This window comes from Acinetobacter sp. YK3, assembly GCF_001729365.1.
In the GTDB taxonomy this organism is placed as follows: Bacteria; Pseudomonadota; Gammaproteobacteria; order Pseudomonadales; family Moraxellaceae; genus Acinetobacter; species Acinetobacter vivianii.
Genome location: NZ_LZPJ01000094.1, coordinates 1 through 20,411, shown reverse-complemented (window position 1 = coordinate 20,411; position 20,411 = coordinate 1). Strand labels below are relative to the sequence as shown.

Here is a 20,411-nt window from a genome sequence, read left to right as displayed (position 1 = left end):
GTTTTGATTTAATTAAATTTAAAAAATATTGTTGATTTTTTGGATCCAAATATTCAGTATAGAAAAAGAGCAGGATGCTCCAAAACAAATATTCCTCTAGGTCATTATGGATACGGATATGCATAACCACCCAATCGCTCATATCGGCAATGTCGTGTGTATGTCTTATCCACATTGGGAGATACACAAATGGAAAGAGATGTTCTAAGTGAGATCAATCAAAACAACATGAGCCGTTATCAATGGTTCGTCATTTTGATCTGTATTTGTCTCAATATTATTGATGGCTTTGATGTGATGGTGATGGCATTTACTGCGCCGTCCGTGTCAGCAGAATGGTCACTTTCAGGTGCACAAATTGGCTTGTTACTCAGTTCAGGTCTTTTTGGAATGGCTGCTGGTTCAATTTTTCTCGCACCGTTAGCCGATAAAATCGGTCGCCGTTTACTTATTTTGGTTTGTCTTGTCATCGCAGGTCTGAGCATGTTGGGCTGTGCTTTTGTACAAAGTCACGGCATGTTGGTCGCACTTCGATTTATTACTGGAATCGGGGTAGGTGGAATCCTTGCAAGTAGTAATGTACTGGCAAGTGAATATGCCAATGCGCGCTGGCGCAGTCTCGCGGTGAGCTTAATGTCTACAGGGTATGGAATTGGCGCGACACTTGGCGGAGTACTATCACTGGCATTGATTGAGCATTTAGGTTGGCGATCAATCTTTTTAGCAGGCGGCATTACCACCATTGCAATGTTATTGATCAGCATATGGTTATTACCTGAATCTTTAGATTATTTACTCGCGAAACGACCAAAACAGGCACTCGAACGAATTAATGCAACTGTAAATCGTATGGGCCTTAACCAACTACCAGTTATGCCACGTTATGAAAAAATCAGTACGCAAAATGGCAGTGAACTCAGCAAATTATTTACAGGACAACTTGGATTTCAAACACTTTGTCTTTGGTTTGCCTTCTTTTTAGTGATGTTTGGCTTTTACTTTGTCATGAGCTGGACACCAAAAATTCTTATTTCAATGGGGATGTCGCCAGAACAAGGCGTAAGTACTGGTATTTTAATTAGTATTGGTGGCATTTTTGGGGCGGCTATTATTGGTTTATTGGCATCACGCATGAAAATTTTCTATGCCTTAAGTCTATTTTTAGGACTTACTTCGGTATGTGTTTTTCTCTTTGTGGCAGTCTCATCTCAAGTCAGCATTGCACTCATGGTGGGGTTATTACTCGGTACACTGATTAATGGTTGTGTCGCAGGTTTATATTCGATTTCTCCAACAATTTATGATGCCGAAATTCGTAGTCGTGGCGTGGGCTATGCCATCGGTTTTGGTCGGATTGGGGCAATTTTATCACCAACGGTGGCAGGTATTTTCCTTGATAAAGGTATAGCACCCGCAACGCTTTATGCTTATTACGGTGTGGTCTTTATTTTAGCCATCTTCCTGATTTTAAGTTTGAGTAATGCTTTTTACCGAAATAAGAAAGAGCCAGATTACGCACTTAAAACAGCGCCTTAGACCATTAAAAATTAAATAGTTGAGATAAAAAATGAAAAAGACACCATTGTGGGTGGGGGTATGCTTGTGCCCATTATTGAGTCAAATTGTGCATGCCGAGTTTATTGCAGACAGTAAAGCTGAGCTGACACTACGTAATTTTTACTTTGACCGAGACTATAAAAAAGACCCATATCCCTATACAGCGGCTAGAGACTGGGCACAGGGTCTGATTTTTAAAGGACAGTCTGGTTATAGCGAAGGGACAGTTGGCTTCGGTGTTGATGTGCTGGCAATGGCTGGTTTTAATCTGATGGGAAATCGGGCGGATGACTATGCGCGTAGTGGCTTACTCCAAGTCAATACCGATAACTCACGTGACGATTACTATGGGAAAATCGGCATTACAGGGAAGGCGAAATTTAGAAAAAATGAGCTTTTTGTGGGCGATCTGGTTCCACAGTTACCGACTATATTTTCATCGCCAGCGCGTTTATTTCCACAGACTTATCGCGGTATCCGCTTTGTTTCAAATGAAATTCCAAATCTTCAACTCGAAGGCTTTTATGTTGATGAAGTACGTCAACGTGATTCGATTCGTTTTACCGATGTCGGAACAGACAATATCAACCATCGTTTTGACAAAGCGGCAACTACCGATTCTTTTTATACCTTAGGAGGAAGCTATCAGTTAAAGGATTACCGTTTACGGGCTTATCATGCTGAGCTGAAAGACATTTACCAGCAACAATTTTTGGGCTTTAACGGCAAACAGCCTTTAAATGATCAGCTTAACTTTTTAAGTGACGTGCGCTTTTTTAATAGTGAAGAAGCTGGAAATAAAAAAATAGGAGAGGTCGATAACCGACATATGAGTGGTTTATTTGGTTTAAACTATCAAGATCATACGGTTTCTTTGGGTTACATGCAGTCGTTTGGCTCAACAGGTCTGCCGTTTTTGTCGGGAACAGAAAGTCCCGTCGTGCTTGATTTTATGAGCTCAGACTATTCAAATAAAGATGAAAAAGTCTATTCGATACGTTATGAATATGACTTTAAAAATGCGCGAGTAGGTGATGTTTCGTTAAATGGGCTACGCTTTATGACCCGCTATGCCAAAGGTGAAGACATTGATTTGTTGCAATACGGCGATCAGCGTTTTAAAGAGGAGTCAATGGAATTTGATTTGGGTTATAAAATTCCAGAAGGCAAGTTAAAAGGTTTGGGAATGCGGGCTCGCTTTTCTCATTATCGCAATGATATGCCCACTAATATGACTTTCCATTCCACCAATGAAACACGCTTGAATATTGACTATAGCTTTAAGTTTTAAACAGTAAACATTTTCAAACGGTTTCTAAAAATCGGGAAACTGTTTGAAAATTAATAAAAAATAGAAGTCAGGTGAAAAGGTGCAATCATTTTAGCGTTTAATGTCATATTCTTTTCTAAACACCAGCAACAAGCCTAATAAAATTGCGACCATCCCAATAAGACCTGCTATTGGCAGTTTGTTACCTAAAATTAAAAAGTCGAGTAATGCAGTCACGACAGGAACTAAGTAGAATAAGCTCGTCACATTTACAATATTTCCCTGACTTAGCAGCTTATACAATAAAAGTTGGGCAACAACAGAAATCAAAACTCCAAGGAAAAGAACAGAGATAACAAGTTGTGAGTTCCAGTGAATTTCAAAATGTTCAAATGGAATAAAGATTAAGCATATGACAAGACTGATGGCATATTGTAAGGGTAATACTTCTGTAGGTGCTTGTTGAATCTTCTTCTGCATGATGGCACCAAAAGTCATGCAGAGCAGCGCGGCCAGTGCAAACAAAATACCAATAGGCGCAATCAGGGACATAGACAAGCTTTTCCAGACGAGAAGAGCCAGACCTGCTAACGAGATACATAAACCTAGCAAGCGTGTTTTTTGTATTTTTTTCTCCATGATGCATAGCGTTAGAATTGGCTGTATTCCCAAAATAGTCGCAATTAAACCAGGTGTAACGCCATGTGCCATTGCTTGAAAATAACAGATCGAATAGCCCGCAATAATGAGAAGTCCAGTGAATAACACTTGTTTGCGGCTCCCATGTCTAGGCAATAATCTTTTTCTAAAGAGAGCAAGTAAGAGGAGGACTACTAAAGCAGTTGAAAATCGTAAAATTAATAAAGCGATTGGCGACGCATTATCGAGCCCCCAACGAGTAAAGATTGCAGCGCAGCCCCATAATAGAACAAATCCTGAAGTGGCACTTTGTGCGGCAAGTGTACTTTTATTGAGGTACATGGAATCACTCCTAGTGATTTAATTCCTAAGAAATTATTAAATTTTTAAAATAAAAAATGATGGTAAAAAGTTATCGGAAAAAGCCTTCAAATCAATGTGATGGCCTGCTGAATAGGGTAAGTATTGTCATATTATTAAATAATGAAAAGCGCATAATTCTTGAATATACTATTCGAAAATCAAATAGAAAGATTTGCCATGAATCTAAAGAACTTACAAATAGACTGGTTAAAGTGTTTTGTTACGGTGGTTGATACTGGTTCACTCTCAAATGCGGCTCCTGAGCTATATCGATCACAATCCGCGGTCAGCATGCAATTGAAAAAATTAGAAGAAGCTGTGCGGTGTCAGCTATTGATCAGAACCCATAGACAAATAGAACTCACCCCTCAGGGGCACGTGCTATTAGGATACGCACGGCGAATATTAGATTTGCATAATGAAGCTGTGATGGCATTTCATGGGGAAGAATTAAGTGGGCGGATACGTTTAGGAGTACCAGATGATTATGCTGTGAAATATCTGACCCCAGTATTGAAACGATTTGCACCTCGTTATAGTGGTGTTGAAATTGAACTCATTTGCGAACAATCCACCTCCTTAATTCCTCGTATAGAAAGTGGTGATATTGATCTGGCTTTAATTTCCAGAGACAGCAAGCGTCAAGGTACTTTATTATTTCATGAGCCGATGGTTTGGGTGGGGTCTCCACAATTTGAGCTTTGGCGTGAAGATCCAGTCCCTATTGCAGTGTATGAAAGTACAAGTTCAGCTAAAAAGAGTGCAATCAACTCTCTTTCCTTGCAAGGGCGCCGTTATCGTGTGGTTTACAGTAGCTCAAGTTTGGTTGGACAAATTGCTGCTGTTGAAAGTGGATTGGCGATTGCTGTTTTTACTCAATGTAGTGCGCCACAGCATTTAGAAATTCTTGGGGCTGAACATGGGTTGGGTCCTTTAGAGCCAATGGAGGTAGCAGTTTACCGAAGCCATACTTCTCGTGACTCAAAAGCGGTAGATCACTTAAACGAACTTTTAGTTAAAACGCTTAGACAAGCGGTGCCAGTGTCGCATGAGTATTAAACAAAAATATCTAGAATGAGATGTTCAGTGTAGAGCTAGCCTAAGTCGTTTTATTACACCTAAAAACATTTATTCCCTCACTTAAAACCCTCTTTTCATTTAGCACAGCCTATTGGCATGCACAGCCAAGTGTTTGGCGTTTAGGGTTAAGTAAATTCCTTCATATCTACATATATTGATTCAAGAAAATAAAAAAAGTCCAGGATGGATTTGGGAATTTACAATGCAAAAGAAAATCTTAGTTATAGCAATCAGCTCTATTTGGACAGGTTCTTTATATGCGGCAGCCTTTGATAAAACAGGACAATCTGTTGCGGCATTTTTGCAGCCTGATCATTATTTTGAAGCAAGTCTTGGCGTTACGGACACGTCTTTAAAGGGGCAGGAAGCAGGTACAAATTCAGGAAATAGTGCGATTTCTGATATTGGTCATACAGATTACCGCCCAACAGCTGCTTTAAAGTTACAGCTAGCCCCACAGTTTTCTTTTGGTCTGCTATATGACCAACCTTTCGGTTCAGATACAGAATACACAGGAAATAATAGCTTTGTTGCCACAGGCAAAGATATGGTGATGTTGCCTGGACTGACAACTACTAGATTGGCAAATGCAACCCAAGGCAATATTCCCACAGGAAATTCCAAATCAAGTTTCGATATACAAAATCTGAGTCTCATTTTGGGCTATCAACCCAATAAAAACTGGAACTTTTATGCAGGGCCAGTTTATCAGACCTTCAAAAGTGAAGTTGAGCTCAGAGGCAATGTCTTTAGTGTTTACAATGGCTATGATTTGCATAGCAAAAGTGTTGGCGATTGGGGATGGCTGGCGGGACTCGCTTATCAGATACCTGAAAAAGCAATCAAAGCCTCTATAACTTATCGTTCTGAAATTCAGCATAAAGTGAATGCAGTTGAAAATGCACCCTTGGTCGATATGTTAAAAACTCAACAAGGCCGTGATTTGGTTGACCAGCATTTAGATTACATGATTTCTATTGGTCAGATGTCCCCACAGAAAAAGGAGGCATTGAATCAGATTGTTGTAGGATTGGCACATACCCAAGATTCAGGAACTACCCAGTTTAAAACCCCAGACTCAGTCAATCTTGAGTTTCAGACCGGTTTACGTCCAGGGACTTTGCTGTTTGGTAATGTCCGTTGGGTGAACTGGAGTGAGTTGAATTTTCAACCTTATCGCTTTGGTGAAACCTCAAAAGTATTAGGTGTCCTTTCTACGCCAAGCCGTCCAGATGGTTTTAGTCTGGTTCGTTTCTATGAGGATCAATGGTCTGCAAATTTAGGGGTTGGGCAGAGATTTTCACCTCAATGGTTAGGGAGTGTATCGGTTGGATGGGATTCGGGAGCAGGAGATAAAGTCTCTACAGGTGGGCCTGTTAAGGGATATTACAACTTAGGTTTAGGTGCTCAATATAGTCCAACAGCTCAATATTTTATTTCTGGTGGGATTAAATATTTCTGGTTAGGAGATGCCAAAGGGCAGCTCGGAGCACAGGCAGGCAGTGACTATTACGTCGCAGATTTCAGCGATAACCATTCAATCAGTTATGGTCTGAAAATTGGCTATAAATTTTAATGAGATTAAAAAAGTTCATTGAGAAAGGAATTTAGACAATGAAAAAAGTTGTGAATCAATTGGGTTGGATCGGAGTAACAGCATTTCTGCTCGTCAATGTAGGCGCTGTACATGCCGATGAAGCAAAAGCAAGTCTCCCTGCGGTATCGGCAAAAGCATTAGACCTTATTGATGGTCAAACAGAATGGTTGAGCAAAACTTACAAGGATATTCACGAACATCCTGAACTGGGATTTATGGAAACCCGTACCTCTGCAATTGTCGCCAATGAACTAAAAGCTTTAGGTTTTGAGGTTTCGACAGGTATTGCCAAAACAGGTGTGGTCGGTGTTTTAAAAAATGGCAAAGGCCCAACGGTGATGTATCGTGCCGATATGGATGCATTAGCCATAGAAGAGGCGACCGGCTTGCCTTATGCCAGCAAGGTTCGCGCTAAACTTGCTGATGGTACTGAAACGCCAGTTGCGCATATGTGTGGTCATGATGCACATGTGACATGGATGCTAGGAATGGCGCGTACCATGGCGGCTTTGAAGAATGAATGGAGTGGTACCATTATTCTTGTTGCCCAGCCCGCTGAAGAACCGGTCACAGGTGCGAAAGCGATGTTGGCTGATGGCTTGTGGAAAAAATATAATTTACCCAAACCTGATTATTTCTTTGCAGTGCATACCACACCTATTCCCGTCGGCATGGTATTGAATGCACCAGGTCCACGTATGGCAGGAACCGATCAGCTCGATGTTTTATTTAAAGGTGTTGCTGGGCATAGCTCAGTGCCTTATTTAATTAAGAATCCGATTAATATGGCGGCTAATGCGATTACCCAATATCAGACGATTATGGGCAATGTGGTCAGTGCTCAAGAGCCAGCGGCACTGTCTGTCGGTTCAATTCAGGCCGGCGCGACCAATAACGCTGTGCCGTCTTCGGCTTTGGTCAAAATGAATATCCGCTGGTTTAATCCAAAAGTCCGCGACAATATGCTCAATAGCATCAAACTTATGAGTGATGGCGCAGCCCAGATACAAGGCATGGAAAAAGATCAACTCCCCGAACTGACCATGAGAGGTTCTGTAACACCTGTGGTGAACGATAAAGATCTTTCTAACCGCCTAAATGGGCCTTTAAAAGCATTATTGGGTGATAAAAAGGTGGTGAATGATTTCCCTGCATTCATGGGATCAGAGGATGTGCATCATTTAATCGATGAGCAGAAAGATGTTCCATTTACTTTTATGTTTGTTGGGGTTGCCAATCCACTTACTTTTGCTGCGGCGAAATTAAAGGGACAAGCTGTACCTTATCTCCCGCATAGTCCGAATTATGTTGTCGATTTAAAGGCATTGCCAATGGGGGTAAAAATCACCACTGTTTCGATGCTGGAACTATTGAATAAGAAGTAAGGCTTTGAAAAAAGATACATCGCAATCGATGTATCTTTTTTTATTTTAAGAGGGAAAAATCAGGTTTTGGAGAGATTTTCACGATAGTGCAGTGGAGAGCAATCGGTCCAGCGACGAAATGCCCGTGTAAAACTGCTGACATCTGTAAAGCCGAGAATATAGGCAATCTCAGTAATGCTATAAGAATTATTTTTGATATAAGAGCTTGCCAGTTCCTGCCGCGTCTTATCCAAAATTTCACTGTATGAGGTATTTTCTAAAGACAGTTTTCGTTGCAGACTACGCGTGCTCAGCCCGAGACTTTTAGCAATCTCTTGTTGTTGTATTTCTCCAGCCGCGAGATTTTCAATAATTTTTACCTTGATCCTTGCCTGAATATTTTCCTTATCGAAGCGTGCCAAATAGCGCATGATAATTTCATCATATTCCTGTGACAGGATCGGATTTGCACCTTCCAGCGGAAGTTCTATCGTCGCCGTATCAAAGACAATCATATCTTGGGGTGCATTGAAAATAAGAGGGGCTTTGATAATACTGCGATACGTTTCGAGATCACTGGGCTCAGAACGTCTTAACTCAATCCGTAACGGTGAAAAAAGTGATCCTTGCAACGCTCTGCATGAACGGATAAACACGGAAATAAAAGCATCGATTGATTCGTACTGAACTTCATCTGGAACATGGATGATGAAGTAATGATTCTGGTCTTTGCCATAGAACTCCAGTTTTGGAATGTCCGTTACCAAACGAAAATATCTGATGATTCGGATAAACATCTCTTTGAGTGTGGTACTGGTCGCCAAAGAATGTCCCAGAACATGGAAGGTATGTTGATTGACCTGATTGGCAACTTTAAGCCCAAAACATGAGTCTTGTGTTGCCTCAGTTGCCAGTTGCCATAAACGTGCGGTTTGTTGCAGAGAGTAGCGGGCATTCGGATCATTCAGCGCCTGTATATCCAGTCCAGCCTGTTCAATTAAACTTTTACTATCACAACCTGCTTTTTCAAGGGCTTTTTGAATTGCTTTTACCCAACTTGTCAATGCTGTGGCCGTCTGTGGCATGTCATGTCCTATAACGTTTAATTCTCATTCTTGAACTGAGTATAAGGTTTTTTTCATCATTTTTTTATTCAATTCTGCTGACAATCATGAATTGGCATCTATAGCCAATAAATTGGCGTTTCGGGTTAAGCATCAAATCACCGATCTAAATACAGTAGAGTCATAAGAACATCGAGGAACGATGATGAGCTACGTATACAAAGATCCAGCAGGTATGACTGATGCCGAAAAAACAGAACATATTAAACGTGTCGTTATGGACGAAGGCGTTAGATTGAGAAAACGTTATTCTGTTTTAAATCACCAAAATACCATTGGCGCTTTAATTCTATTATTTTCCTTACTCGGAATGGGCGCTACCGCCTATTTTTACATCACACAACAGCTTTCCGTGTGGTGGACTATTCCGCTGATTGCATTTTTTGCTTCTTTCACCCATGAATTAGAACATGATCTGATTCACTGGATGTATTTTCGTAAAAAACCGTGGGCACATCATTTAATGATGGGGCTGGTTTGGCTGGCTCGACCAAGTACCATTAATCCCTGGTTACGTCGAGAACTGCATTTCAATCATCATAAATGTTCGGGTACAGAAAAAGATGTTGAGGAAAGAGCATTATGGAACGGTGAGCAATGGGGGGTACTGCGCTTTTTTGCTACCGGCGATAATGGGCTATCTGTTTTATTTAGAGTATTTAAGCTGAAAGACAGTCACCTCCGAAAAATGGTGATTAAGCGGAGTTTGGCTGCGTATTTTCCCTTGGGTATCATTCACTGGTCAATCTGGTATGTGTTTCTAGGTTTCCATGCCCTGAATGCGATTTCAAGTATTGTTGATGCACCGATTTTATGGTCAGCAACGACATTACAAGTCATGCACGTGATCAATATTTTGACCGTGGTATGGGTTGCCCCAAATGTCTTACGGACTTTTTGCCTGCACTTTGTCACCAGTAATATGCATTATTATGGTGATGTCGAATTGGGTAATGTGATTCAGCAGACGCAGGTGTTGACTCCGTGGTGGATGCTACCGTTCCAGTTATTCTGCTGTAATTTTGGTTCAACCCATGCAATCCATCATTTTGTGATTAAAGAGCCTTTTTATCTTCGGCAGATGACTGCACCCGTTGCTCATCAGGTGATGCGTGATATGGGGGTTAGATTCAATGACCTCGGCACATTCAAGCGTGCGAATCGTTGGGAACTGAATAAGATTGTCGATTAAGCATAACCGGAAGAGTGTAGCGCGGGACGTTATACTCTTTCTCTCGCTGGCAGGACATTGTTTTATTGAATCCTTGTAAAATCTCTTCTTGGATGCAGAAGGTTGCACTGATCGCATTCAATGAAATATCTTGATATTGAAAACTCACACTCACTGTATAGAAATGATGTTCTCTCATCCATCATAATAAAAATTTCACATTGTTGTTCTATAAACGCTATGATTCTAATGAATATCTGATAAGAACAAGTTCCATTAGAGCAGTTAAAAAATGAAAAAAATTGCAGTAGCTTTGGTTTGTTTAGCTCCATTATCAACATCTAGTCTTGCCAATGATTCTACGGGCTATGTTGGGACAGGTGGCATTCAATATCTCAAAAATGCACAGATTGTGATGCAAAGTGAAGACCTGTTTATTAGCAAAAAGCTGATCAAGGTTGATTATGTTTATAACAATTTAAGTAAGAAAGATATTACTGAAACCGTGTTATTTCCCTTGCCGCGTATCGATAATTTCTTTGAAGCGGATTTCGCACATACCGAGCAGCTTCTAAATAGTTTTAAGATTATTGTCGATGGAAAAAATATAAAACCTGAAATGCATGTGCGGACATTTATTCAAAAGGATGAAACATCGCCGCTCATTGATACGACAGATGCATTTAAACAATGTGGCTTTAGTCAGACTGATATGCTCAATCCTTGGGCGAGAAATAACGATGATTATGAATATTATCAAGATAAATTGAGACAATGTAAGCAGCCACAAATACAAAAAATTCTAGCCAATTTCCAAAAAGATGATGTGATTCCGTGGTCATCTCAAGTGATTTATAGTTGGAAACAGACCTTTAAAGCCAATGCATTGACCAAGATTCAACATGCATATGAACCATTGGTCGGTGGTTCTGTTACGTTATATCCAGATGAATATAACCAGAAATTTTGTATGGATGCCAAATTTAAACAGGGACTAAAAAAAGCCAGTGCAGAACATTCGCCGTTTAGTGCTTTAAGCTATATCCTGAGGACTGGAGCAAACTGGGCCAAGCCGATTGAAAAGTTTAAATTGACGATTGAGCGTGATAAAAGCGAGCTGGTGTCTTTTTGCTGGAAGGGAAGCGTCGAAAAAATTAGCCCAACCCGCTTCCAGATGATCAAGCACAATTTCATTCCCAAAAATGATCTGGATATTATCTTTGTGACTGTGAAATAAGCACTCACTGAAGGTCATTCTCATAAAAATTCAATAAATGCCTAGCATCATCAGGGGCGTAACTCTCATACTATCAGGTGGGTTAGGGAGATATGACACAGGATTAAGCGTGAATTTAAAGAATCTGGAAGCATTTTATTGGGTGGTGACTTTAAATAGCTTCAATAAAGCTGCGACTAAATTACAAACCACTCAGCCTGCGGTATCTCAAAAAATCACAGCACTTGAAAATGATCTTGGTTTTAAGATTCTAGATCGAAGTTTTCGTCAGCTTAAACCAACGCATAAGGGCATAACTTTATTTAAGTATGCTGAAAAGTTTATGCGCCTAGAGACGGATTTAGTGGCTGAGCTGACTGAAAATCAGCATTTGACTGGCACAATTCGCTTGGGTGTATCGGAAACTATTGTTTATACATGGCTAGTTGAATATATCGAAAAGGTTCAGCAAGAATTCCCCAAAGTTTCAGTTGAAATTGTGGTCGATCTGACGCCTAACTTACAGGAAGGTGTACGAACAGGTGATCTGGATATGGCTTTTTTACTTGGGCCAACCTTAGCCTTTGAATGTATTGAACAGGCACTGTGTAATTTCGAACTGAGTTTTTTGGCTTCACCTTCGTTTAAAGGTGGAATTGGGCAAATGTCATTTAAGACATTAATGTCTCATACCATTCTGACCTATCCAAAAATTACCTATCCTTATAAAGAACTCAAAGCAAAAATGAAAGAACAAGGGATTGATGAGCCACTTTCAATTACTAGTTATTCATTAGCAACACTGCTACGTCTTGCTGAGCAAGGTTTGGGCATCGCCGTTGTGCCGACCTTAACCGCCTTGAAGGAGATCACTGACGGTCGGCTGGAAATATTAAACACCCCCATTCAGTTAAAAACGTTTCATTTCACCTCAATCTACATTCAAGGCAACGATGTGGCCTTGAAAGAAAAATTAACTGACGTTGCAGTGATGGTGTCGGATAGTGCCATGAAAAGACTGAATGCGCAGATTAAGGCCTAAATGATTGGCGGCATTTTCCAGTTCTTTTTCTCATTCTTATAAGCATTGCTTATTTGCCAAGTGATAAATACAGCTTATAGAACGTGATAAGTAAAATTTATCATTAAAGAGGTTTGAAATAAAATTATTTAAAATTCAAAATCTTGGGTTTAACGGATGATGTAAAAAGTCGTATTGTTCAGCTGGCTGTGCTGTGTTTTTATTTTAAATACAAGATTTGATGAACTCATGTGGTCATTTAGGAACAGAGAATCTTGGTTATTGAAAAGGATTGAAGAATATCATTGGTCAAAAATGATACTTCTGAATCAAATTAAAAATAGCGTTATGAAGCTCAAATGGATGAGGAACGCATTCAATATGTCTTTACTGAAATCTTCTTTTTTATCAGATCGCCAATGGGCCATTGTCGCCTCGATCTTTATGATGGCAACCTCAGCAATGGGGCCAGGATTTTTAACTCAGACCGCTGTATTTACAGTCAAGTTAGGCGCAGCATTCGGCTTCGCCATTTTAGTTTCTATTCTGATTGATTATGTAGTTCAACAGAATATTTGGCGAGTGGTCACACTGACGCAAATGCGTGCATCAGATATTGCCAATAAAGCATTACCGGGTAGTGGTTATTTACTGGCTTTTCTGGTGATTTTGGGCGGTTTTTTCTTTAGTGTCGGTAACATTGCAGGTGCAGCTTTAGGCTTAAATGCACTTTTTGGTCTAGACACAAAGTGGGGCGGTATTTTAAGTGGTGCATTAGCCATTTTGATTTTTGCTTCAAGAAAAGCCACGCTTGCCATGGATAAAAGCATGATTGTGTTGGGATTGCTGAAAATCATCCTGATCATCATCGTCGCAGTCATTGTGATGCCTCCTGTTGGGCAAGCGGTACAGCAAACCTTTGCGCCAGATCAGATCGACTTTGCCATTATTACTACCATTGTCGGTGGTACGGTGGGTGGTTATATCTGCTATGCGGGTGCACACCGTTTACTCGATAAAGGCGCGGTTGGCCCTGAAAATATTGATGAAGTTGCGAAAGCTGCGACTAAGGGCATTGTCGTGGTTGGTATCATGCGCTATGTGTTGTTTTTAGCATTTTTAGGTGTGGTGGTGAGCGGTGCAACGATTGATTTAGCCAGCCATGACGCCAATCCGGCAGCGCAAGCATTCCAATATGCAGCGGGTACATTTGGTTTTAAATTATTCGGTTTAATTTTCTGGGCAGCGGGTATTAGTAGCACCATTGGCGCAGCATATACTTCAGTGTCATTCTTTACTGCGTTTAAAAAGAATTTAACACCAAAACAAACCAACTATACGACCATTACCTTTATTGCATTAGCTTTATTGCTCTATGTGTTATTGGGTGCAACTCCAGCAGGTCTACTCATTTTTGTCGGTGGTTTTAACGGTCTGGTGTTGCCAATTGGTCTTACAATTTTTGTGTATGTAGCTGCATGCCGTAAAGATTTAATGGGTAATTATAACTATCCAAAATGGTTACTTATTTTGGGTGGGTTAACATGTCTGTTGACGTGGTGGATGGGTTATATGTCATTTACGACAGTGTTTAACTATTTGACCAAGCTTTAAGCCAGACGACGTGAAGAGATAAAGGAATAATGCCATGTTTGTAGATTTAAATAGTGATTTGGGTGAAAGCTTTGGCTCATGGAAAATGGGTAATGATGATCAGATCTTACCTGTCGTGACCAGTGCCAATATTGCGTGTGGCTTCCATGCGGGCGACCCGCTCGGCATTTTAAAAACGGTTCGTAAAGCAGTTGAGCTTGGTGTGACCATTGGCGCTCACGTGTCTTATCCAGACCTTGTAGGCTTTGGCCGCCGTAATATGGATTTGTCGCGTGATGAACTGATTGCCGATGTGCTTTACCAAATTTCTGCACTCGATGGCTTGGCAAAAGTGGCAGGTTCAAAAGTGCAATATGTTAAACCACATGGCGCGCTTTATAACACCATTGCACATGACCAAGCTCAGGCAGCAGCAGTGATTGATGCGATTAAAATGTATAACCCTGAACTGGTTTTAGTGGCTTTGGCTGGGTCGAACCTAGTTGAGCAGGCACGTGCGGCTGGTTTAAAAGTGGTGTCTGAAGCATTTGCAGATCGTGCTTATAACAGCGATGGTTCACTGGTATCTCGCCGTTTAGAAGGTGCTGTTTTGCACGACTCGGCATTTGTTGCGAGCCGTGTGGTGTCTATGCTTAAAAAAGGTGGGGTTGAATCAATTGACGGCGTATTTACTCCAATTCAAGCCGACACCATTTGCTTACATGGCGACACCGATGGTGCGCTAGAGATGTCGGCAGCTATTAAAGCCGAGCTTGTAAAAAACAATATTGAAATCCGCCCATTTGTAAACAAAGCATAAGGATGAGCACCATGTATAAGGATATTAAAGTCGACCCAGCTCAGCTTGAAGCCGCTTTAAATGCGCGTTTAAAAATCCGTGCAGGTTTTGATAAACCGACAGCAGGCATGGCTGCGGGCATGACGCAGGTCAACATGATTTCGGTGCCAAAAGAGTGGGCATATGACTTTTTACTCTATGCACACCGTAACCCACAAAGCTGCCCAGTGCTTGATGTGCTCGAAGAAGGTATTTATGCAACTAAACTTGCGGCAGACTCAGACATTCGAACTGATTTCCCGCGCTATCGTATTTGGAAAGATGGGGAAATGGTCGATGAAGTGACCGATGCAAGCGAGATTTATAACGCTCACCCTGATTTGGTGACTTTCTTAATTGGTTGTAGTTTTTCTTTTGAAACGGCTTTGCAAGAAGCGGGTATTGAAGTTCGCCATATTCATGACGACACCAATGTGCCGATGTATTTAAGCAATATCAAGTGTGAACCAGCAGGGCGTATTTCAGGAAATATGGTGGTTTCCATGCGACCAATTCCATCTCATCAAATTAGTGAAGCGGTAAAAATTACCTCACGTATGCCAAGCGTGCATGGCGCACCTGTACATATTGGTCATCCTGAAAGTTTAGGAATTTCGGATGTAAATAAACCCGATTTTGGTGATGCTTCTCGTATTGAAGCGGGCGAAATCCCTGTGTTTTGGGCATGTGGGGTAACACCGCAAGCGGCAGTCATGAACTCGAAAATTCCTTTTGCGATTAGCCATGCACCGGGTCACATGTTTATTACCGACATTCCTGACCGCGCTTGGATTGGCTAATTGAGCTAAAGAAGAATTAAAAGGATAAGCAAATGCGTTTTTTATCGGTAAACGCCGATTGTTTTCTGATTGAGCTTGCGAGCCTTGAAGAAACTTTGGCGTTGTACAATAAATTGCAAAATACGCAATTGAATGGAATTAAAGACTTAGTCCCCGCTGCAAAAACAATTTTGGTTTTTTTCAACGAGATTGAAACCAACTTTCAAACGCTGGTTGCTTCAATTCAGAGCCTTAAAGTTGATTCTGGATTTGAGCGTAGCAGCCAAGAAGTGATTGTGCCGATTCGTTACGATGGTGAGGACCTTGCTCAGGTTGCCGAGTTACAAGGGTTGTCTGTTGCCGATGTGATTAGAAAGCACCACCAAAGCGTGTGGAATGTCGCTTTTATTGGTTTTGCGCCCGGCTTTGCGTATATGAGCAGTCCCGATAAGCCTTTTACCGATATTCCACGCTTAACGGTTCCGCGTAAAAAAATACCGTCAGGCTCTTTGGGTTTGGCTGGAAAATACTCTGGTATTTACCCAAAAGACAGTCCGGGCGGCTGGCAGCTGATTGGTACAACATCAGAAAAAATGTGGGATTTAGAGCGTAAAAACCCTGCATTGCTGTTACCGGGCATGACTGTACATTTTGAAGATGTCACGCATCGTCCAACCACTGTAGCTGTACCGCAGCAAATCACGCGTACAGTTGAGCCGAAACAATCTGTACCACTATTTACGATCACTGCGCCAAGTTTACAAATGCTTATTCAAGACGAAGGGCGCTTAAATCAGACCAATATTGGTGTTGGGGTTGCAGGTGCAATGGATTTATCTGCCATGCATAGTGCTAACCGTATTGTAGGTAACCCAACCGATACACCCATTATTGAAGTTTTAAATGGCGGTCTAAAAGCCAAAATGCAGCATGCATGTGTTATTGCGGTGGCTGGGGCTATTTCAAACATTCGTGTGAAATTTGCCGAAGGGCAAACCGTAGACTTTGCAAGCTATCAACCGATTGATTTGGATGAAGGCGATGAATTTCAAATTCAGCCACCAACAGCAGGTTTAAGAAACTATTTGGCAGTTCGTGGTGGCATCGATGTTGAGCCAGTGCTCAATAGTGCTTCTTTTGACAGCTTGGCGGTATTAGGGCCAGAGCCATTAAAACTTGGAGATACCATTTATCAAGGACAGATAAAGGCAGCCAATATTAGCGTAAATGAAGTAGGTAAAAGCAATTTGCCTCAAGCAGGTGAAGTGGTTGAGCTAGATATTGTGATGGGGCCGCGTACAGACTGGTTTGAACAAGACAGTATTGAGCTGCTCTGTCAGCAAGAATGGCTCGTGACCAATGAAAGCAACCGAGTCGGGCTAAGACTTTCAGGTGAGCAGTCTTTAACGCGCAAAATTACCCATGAACTGGAAAGTGAAGGCACATGTATTGGTGCTTTGCAGATACCGCCGAGCGGCCAACCCGTTTTATTTATGAATGATCACCCTTTAACGGGCGGATATCCGGTCATTGGCTCTGTTGCTAAACACCATTGGGACTTGGTGGCACAGATTCCAGCAGGTTGCCGCATCAAATTTAAAAAAATTGCCGAATTTACAGATTTTGAGAATGAATGATGAATACAGAAAAATTATTGATTGCGAATCGTGGTGAAATTGCCGTTCGTATTATCCATGCTTGCCGTGACATGGGAATTTCATCGGTCGCGTTATATGCAGATGACGACATTGGCAGCATGCATGTCGAACTTGCAGACGAAGCATGGGGTTTGGCTGGTACGACTGCCAGTGAAACCTATTTAAATATTCCTGCGATTATTGAAGTTGCAAAGAAATCGAAAGCAACCATGGTTCATCCGGGTTATGGCTTTTTATCTGAACGTGCTGAGTTTGCCCAAGCCGTGATTGATGCGGGCTTAAAATGGGTAGGACCATCACCAAGTGCCATTGAAAAACTAGGTGATAAAATCGAAGCACGTAAAATTGCTGCTTCGGTCGGTGCGCCCTTAGTTCAAGGTACGCAAGATCCACTTAATAATGCAGAGGAAGCTTTAGAGTTTGCCAAGCAATATGGTTTACCAATTGCTATTAAAGCTGCGTTTGGTGGTGGCGGACGTGGCTTAAAAGTCGCGTGGAAACTTGAAGAAGTTCAAGAGCTTTATGAGTCGGCAGTACGAGAGGCAAAAGCTGCCTTTGGTCGTGGTGAGTGTTTTGTCGAGCAATATCTTGATAAACCCCGCCATGTAGAAGCGCAAGTAATAGCTGACCAACATGGCAATATTGTGGTATTGGGTACACGTGATTGTTCGTTGCAACGTCGTAACCAGAAGTTAGTTGAAGAAGCGCCAGCACCATTTATTAGCGACGAGATTTATCAACAAATTTTAAGCTCGGCAAAAAACATTTGTCAGGCTGCAAACTATGTGGGTGCGGGAACAGTTGAGTACTTACTGAGTCGTGACGGCAAGCTTTCATTTTTAGAAGTAAATACGCGTTTGCAAGTTGAGCACCCAGTGACCGAAGAAACCTCAAAAGTCGATTTGGTGGTTGAGCAAATTCGCGTGGCTCAAGGTGAAGTGCTTTCTATTAAAGAAACACCGAAAGCGCAGGGACATGCCATTGAGTTTCGTATTAATGCTGAAGATCCAGCTCGCGGGTTTATCCCAGCCTTTGGTGTGTTGAGTTTATTTGAAGCGCCGTTTGGTCATGGTGTACGTGTTGATACAGGTGTTCGAACTGGCTCTTTAGTGTCTAGCCACTTTGATTCACTCATGGCAAAACTGATTGTGACTGGCCCAACCCGTGAAGTTACAATAGCTCGTGCTAGACGTGCTTTGAAGCAATTTAAAATTGAAGGCGTGGCTTCGGTTTTAGATTTCCACCGTGCGGTACTCAATGAACCTGATTTTACCGATGAGTTTAATGTCCATACGCGTTGGATCGAAAATGACTTTAAACAAGAGTTGAAACCGACTAAACGCGGCATTCCGAACCATCAACAACCGATGTTGCTGAGCTACATTGAAATTGATGGCAAGTTACATCGTTTAGGTTTACCTGCAGGTATGTTTGCACAAGGCCCAGCAACCGCAGTTCAAGCCCAAACCGCTGAACCAGAAGTGAGTGCCGAGCATTTACTAGCCCCAATTAATGGTGTGATGAGCGCTTGGAAAGTCGAAAATGGCGAGCAAGTCACCGAAGGTCAAGTGGTTGCCATTATGGAAGCTATGAAAATGGAAGTACAAGTACTGGCGCATCGCAGTGGCGTTATTCAGATTAGTGTAGAGAAGGGCGCGACTAGTCAGGCAGATAGCATCATTGGCACGATCTGTTAAGTTTATTCAATAAACTTACAGAAAATTTTTGGCCTGATGACGCTAATCTGCTTTATCAGGCTGAATTCACCCTATTTGTTTGAAATAGAAAAATATATAACCAGATATAAGGCTAAATTTTGTTGAAGAATCAAAATATTGTGTGAAATATAACTAAATTACAGAGAGAGTTTAATTTTAAATTGTGATTTTAATCACAGATTTATCTGAACTAAGGAAAGTTTCAACTGATTAGTTTTTGCTTTTAAATTATTGTTTTTTAATATTTTACAAGAAGATCTACATTTTTCGTTACAACCCTTTAGTCGACAAACTTTGTTTTTATTTGCGATATTCGCTTGCAAACTTAGCAAAGGAATTTGCCTATGGTGTCATTTTTATTCATTGGTTTGATCATTACGATTTTACTTACACCAGGTCCAACGAATACATTATTGGCTTCATCTGGAATTCAGGTTGGTGTAAAACATTCACTTAAATTAATCCCATCTGAGGTTTTAGGCTATCTTATTGCGATTACAACTTGGGGATTTTTACTGGAGTCGGTTTCCCATTTAGTACCGTGGTTGCCTCCGTTATTAAAGCTATTTAGTGCTGTTTTTATTATTTATTTAGCTGTAAAGCTTTGGTTAACCTCAACAAAAGAAATTGATTTAAATCAGCCATTGATTACATCTAAGGCATTATTTGTTGCAACCCTGCTTAATCCGAAAGCGTTATTATTTGCTTCAGCCGTCTTTCCACATACAGCATGGTTGAATCCAGATCAATATTTTATCCATATGGGAACATTTTTAGCCCTGATTACGCCAATTGCATTTTTATGGATTGCTTTTGGAACCATGTTGATTTCTAATAAAATCGTTTGGTTAAATCAACGTAACTTGCAACGAACTGCTGCTTTTATTTTAACTTTTTTTGCAATGCCTTTAGCTTTTTCGGCAATTACATCTTTTTAATTTATTTAGCTTTTTTCAATTTTTAAAATGGAGTTATTTGATGAACAATATAAAAATCAAAGTAAAGGATCAATTTGAGGCTGAAAACATAGCCGTTGCCTTAATTCGAAAGGCGAATGATCAAGAAATCCCTTTATTTAAAAGAATAGAACACATTGAAATTGAAGGAGAGATCCTTCTGCCAAATATGGAACTTCTTTATGAAAATCCAAAAGATGGTCGTATCTATAGATTTATAGAGGAATTATAATTGAGTTACTGAGAGACTTATATTCTCGATGATAAGGTGAATTCCATGATCAAAAGTCATGGAATTTTTTGTTGCTATTATTCGATTGAATTATTTAAATTTTTTTGCTTATATTTATCTATTTCCTAGAAGCCAAGCGTTTGAAAATTATTGGTAATTAAAAAAATATAATAAACAAGATGCTTAAGCGTATTTGATTTGTTGTTTTTTATAAAGAAATTATATTAATTAATGG

General features: G+C 40.8%; 16 protein-coding genes and 1 pseudogene. 15 read left to right on the top strand and 2 right to left on the bottom strand.

Annotated features, from left to right (window positions below):
- Positions 1–189 precede the first annotated feature (189 nt).
- Together A9Z07_RS10895 and A9Z07_RS10890 are read left to right on the top strand one after the other, a co-directional pair.
- Entirely contained in the window at positions 190–1,536 is a 1,347-nt protein-coding gene (locus A9Z07_RS10895) for an MFS transporter (protein ID WP_069578658.1), read from the top strand.
- Between the two features lie 31 nt (positions 1,537–1,567).
- Positions 1,568–2,848: an OprD family outer membrane porin gene (locus tag A9Z07_RS10890; RefSeq protein ID WP_069578657.1), complete on the top strand. Its 1,281-nt coding sequence runs from the start codon at positions 1,568–1,570 to the stop codon at positions 2,846–2,848.
- Positions 2,849–2,938: 90 nt separating this feature from the next.
- On the opposite strand, the gene A9Z07_RS10885 is transcribed toward A9Z07_RS10890, so the two are convergent.
- Entirely contained in the window at positions 2,939–3,808 is an 870-nt protein-coding gene (locus tag A9Z07_RS10885) for a DMT family transporter (RefSeq protein WP_069578655.1), read from the bottom strand.
- Positions 3,809–4,006: 198 nt separating this feature from the next.
- Here A9Z07_RS10885 and A9Z07_RS10880 point away from each other — a divergent pair, with 198 nt between their 5' ends.
- The 3 genes from A9Z07_RS10880 (at position 4,007) to A9Z07_RS10870 (ending at position 7,891) form a co-directional block, all read left to right on the top strand.
- The gene (locus A9Z07_RS10880) at positions 4,007–4,888 is read left to right on the top strand and encodes a LysR family transcriptional regulator (protein WP_069578654.1); all 882 of its coding nucleotides are present in this window, start codon (positions 4,007–4,009) and stop codon (positions 4,886–4,888) included.
- A gap of 223 nt (positions 4,889–5,111) precedes the next feature.
- The gene (locus A9Z07_RS10875; protein WP_069578652.1) at positions 5,112–6,485 is read left to right on the top strand and encodes an outer membrane protein transport protein; all 1,374 of its coding nucleotides are present in this window, start codon (positions 5,112–5,114) and stop codon (positions 6,483–6,485) included.
- A 38-nt stretch (positions 6,486–6,523) separates the two neighbouring features.
- Positions 6,524–7,891: an amidohydrolase gene (locus A9Z07_RS10870; RefSeq protein ID WP_069578649.1), complete on the top strand. Its 1,368-nt coding sequence runs from the start codon at positions 6,524–6,526 to the stop codon at positions 7,889–7,891.
- A 59-nt stretch (positions 7,892–7,950) separates the two neighbouring features.
- Here the strand turns inward: A9Z07_RS10870 and A9Z07_RS10865 are convergent, their stop codons facing one another.
- Positions 7,951–8,955 (bottom strand): AraC family transcriptional regulator, encoded by a 1,005-nt coding sequence (locus A9Z07_RS10865; protein WP_069578647.1) that lies wholly within the window; start codon positions 8,953–8,955, stop codon positions 7,951–7,953.
- A 214-nt stretch (positions 8,956–9,169) separates the two neighbouring features.
- On the opposite strand from A9Z07_RS10865, the gene A9Z07_RS10860 reads away from it, so the two are divergent.
- The 10 genes and pseudogenes from A9Z07_RS10860 to A9Z07_RS10815 all read left to right on the top strand — a co-directional run bounded on the left by A9Z07_RS10860 (position 9,170) and on the right by A9Z07_RS10815 (position 20,176).
- The gene (locus A9Z07_RS10860) at positions 9,170–10,186 is read left to right on the top strand and encodes a fatty acid desaturase (protein WP_139126640.1); all 1,017 of its coding nucleotides are present in this window, start codon (positions 9,170–9,172) and stop codon (positions 10,184–10,186) included.
- A gap of 271 nt (positions 10,187–10,457) precedes the next feature.
- A complete protein-coding gene (locus A9Z07_RS10855; protein WP_069578643.1) occupies positions 10,458–11,402 on the top strand; it encodes a DUF4424 family protein in 945 nt (314 codons plus the stop codon).
- Positions 11,403–11,511: 109 nt separating this feature from the next.
- The gene (gene mumR / locus A9Z07_RS10850; protein WP_069578641.1) at positions 11,512–12,423 is read left to right on the top strand and encodes a LysR family transcriptional regulator MumR; all 912 of its coding nucleotides are present in this window, start codon (positions 11,512–11,514) and stop codon (positions 12,421–12,423) included.
- A 338-nt stretch (positions 12,424–12,761) separates the two neighbouring features.
- Positions 12,762–14,016: pseudogene (locus tag A9Z07_RS10845) on the top strand (NRAMP family divalent metal transporter).
- A 34-nt stretch (positions 14,017–14,050) separates the two neighbouring features.
- Entirely contained in the window at positions 14,051–14,815 is a 765-nt protein-coding gene (locus A9Z07_RS10840) for a LamB/YcsF family protein (protein WP_069578634.1), read from the top strand.
- Between the two features lie 2 nt (positions 14,816–14,817).
- A complete protein-coding gene (locus tag A9Z07_RS10835; RefSeq protein ID WP_139126639.1) occupies positions 14,818–15,633 on the top strand; it encodes a putative hydro-lyase in 816 nt (271 codons plus the stop codon).
- A 32-nt stretch (positions 15,634–15,665) separates the two neighbouring features.
- Complete coding sequence (locus A9Z07_RS10830) at positions 15,666–17,249, top strand: urea amidolyase family protein (protein ID WP_069578625.1); 1,584 nt, start codon at positions 15,666–15,668, stop codon at positions 17,247–17,249.
- A complete protein-coding gene (locus A9Z07_RS10825) occupies positions 17,249–18,967 on the top strand; it encodes an acetyl/propionyl/methylcrotonyl-CoA carboxylase subunit alpha (protein ID WP_069578660.1) in 1,719 nt (572 codons plus the stop codon). Before A9Z07_RS10830 ends, A9Z07_RS10825 begins: the two co-directional genes overlap by 1 nt.
- A 365-nt stretch (positions 18,968–19,332) precedes the next feature.
- Entirely contained in the window at positions 19,333–19,926 is a 594-nt protein-coding gene (locus tag A9Z07_RS10820) for a LysE family translocator (protein WP_062848254.1), read from the top strand.
- A gap of 40 nt (positions 19,927–19,966) precedes the next feature.
- On the top strand, positions 19,967–20,176 hold the full coding sequence (locus tag A9Z07_RS10815) for a hypothetical protein (protein WP_004770555.1): 210 nt from the start codon (positions 19,967–19,969) through the stop codon (positions 20,174–20,176).
- Positions 20,177–20,411 lie beyond the last annotated feature (235 nt).

Coding starts and splice junctions, on each gene's coding strand:
- A9Z07_RS10875 (WP_069578652.1), top strand. CDS start 5,112: ATGCAAAAGAAAATCTTAGTTATAGCAATCAGCTCTATTTGGACAGGT.
- A9Z07_RS10885 (WP_069578655.1), bottom strand. CDS start 3,808: ATGTACCTCAATAAAAGTACACTTGCCGCACAAAGTGCCACTTCAGGA.
- A9Z07_RS10815 (WP_004770555.1), top strand. CDS start 19,967: ATGAACAATATAAAAATCAAAGTAAAGGATCAATTTGAGGCTGAAAAC.
- A9Z07_RS10895 (WP_069578658.1), top strand. CDS start 190: ATGGAAAGAGATGTTCTAAGTGAGATCAATCAAAACAACATGAGCCGT.
- A9Z07_RS10825 (WP_069578660.1), top strand. CDS start 17,249: ATGAATACAGAAAAATTATTGATTGCGAATCGTGGTGAAATTGCCGTT.
- A9Z07_RS10830 (WP_069578625.1), top strand. CDS start 15,666: ATGCGTTTTTTATCGGTAAACGCCGATTGTTTTCTGATTGAGCTTGCG.
- A9Z07_RS10880 (WP_069578654.1), top strand. CDS start 4,007: ATGAATCTAAAGAACTTACAAATAGACTGGTTAAAGTGTTTTGTTACG.
- A9Z07_RS10860 (WP_139126640.1), top strand. CDS start 9,170: ATGACTGATGCCGAAAAAACAGAACATATTAAACGTGTCGTTATGGAC.
- A9Z07_RS10870 (WP_069578649.1), top strand. CDS start 6,524: ATGAAAAAAGTTGTGAATCAATTGGGTTGGATCGGAGTAACAGCATTT.
- A9Z07_RS10840 (WP_069578634.1), top strand. CDS start 14,051: ATGTTTGTAGATTTAAATAGTGATTTGGGTGAAAGCTTTGGCTCATGG.
- A9Z07_RS10890 (WP_069578657.1), top strand. CDS start 1,568: ATGAAAAAGACACCATTGTGGGTGGGGGTATGCTTGTGCCCATTATTG.
- A9Z07_RS10855 (WP_069578643.1), top strand. CDS start 10,458: ATGAAAAAAATTGCAGTAGCTTTGGTTTGTTTAGCTCCATTATCAACA.
- A9Z07_RS10865 (WP_069578647.1), bottom strand. CDS start 8,955: ATGCCACAGACGGCCACAGCATTGACAAGTTGGGTAAAAGCAATTCAA.
- A9Z07_RS10835 (WP_139126639.1), top strand. CDS start 14,818: ATGAGCACCATGTATAAGGATATTAAAGTCGACCCAGCTCAGCTTGAA.
- A9Z07_RS10820 (WP_062848254.1), top strand. CDS start 19,333: ATGGTGTCATTTTTATTCATTGGTTTGATCATTACGATTTTACTTACA.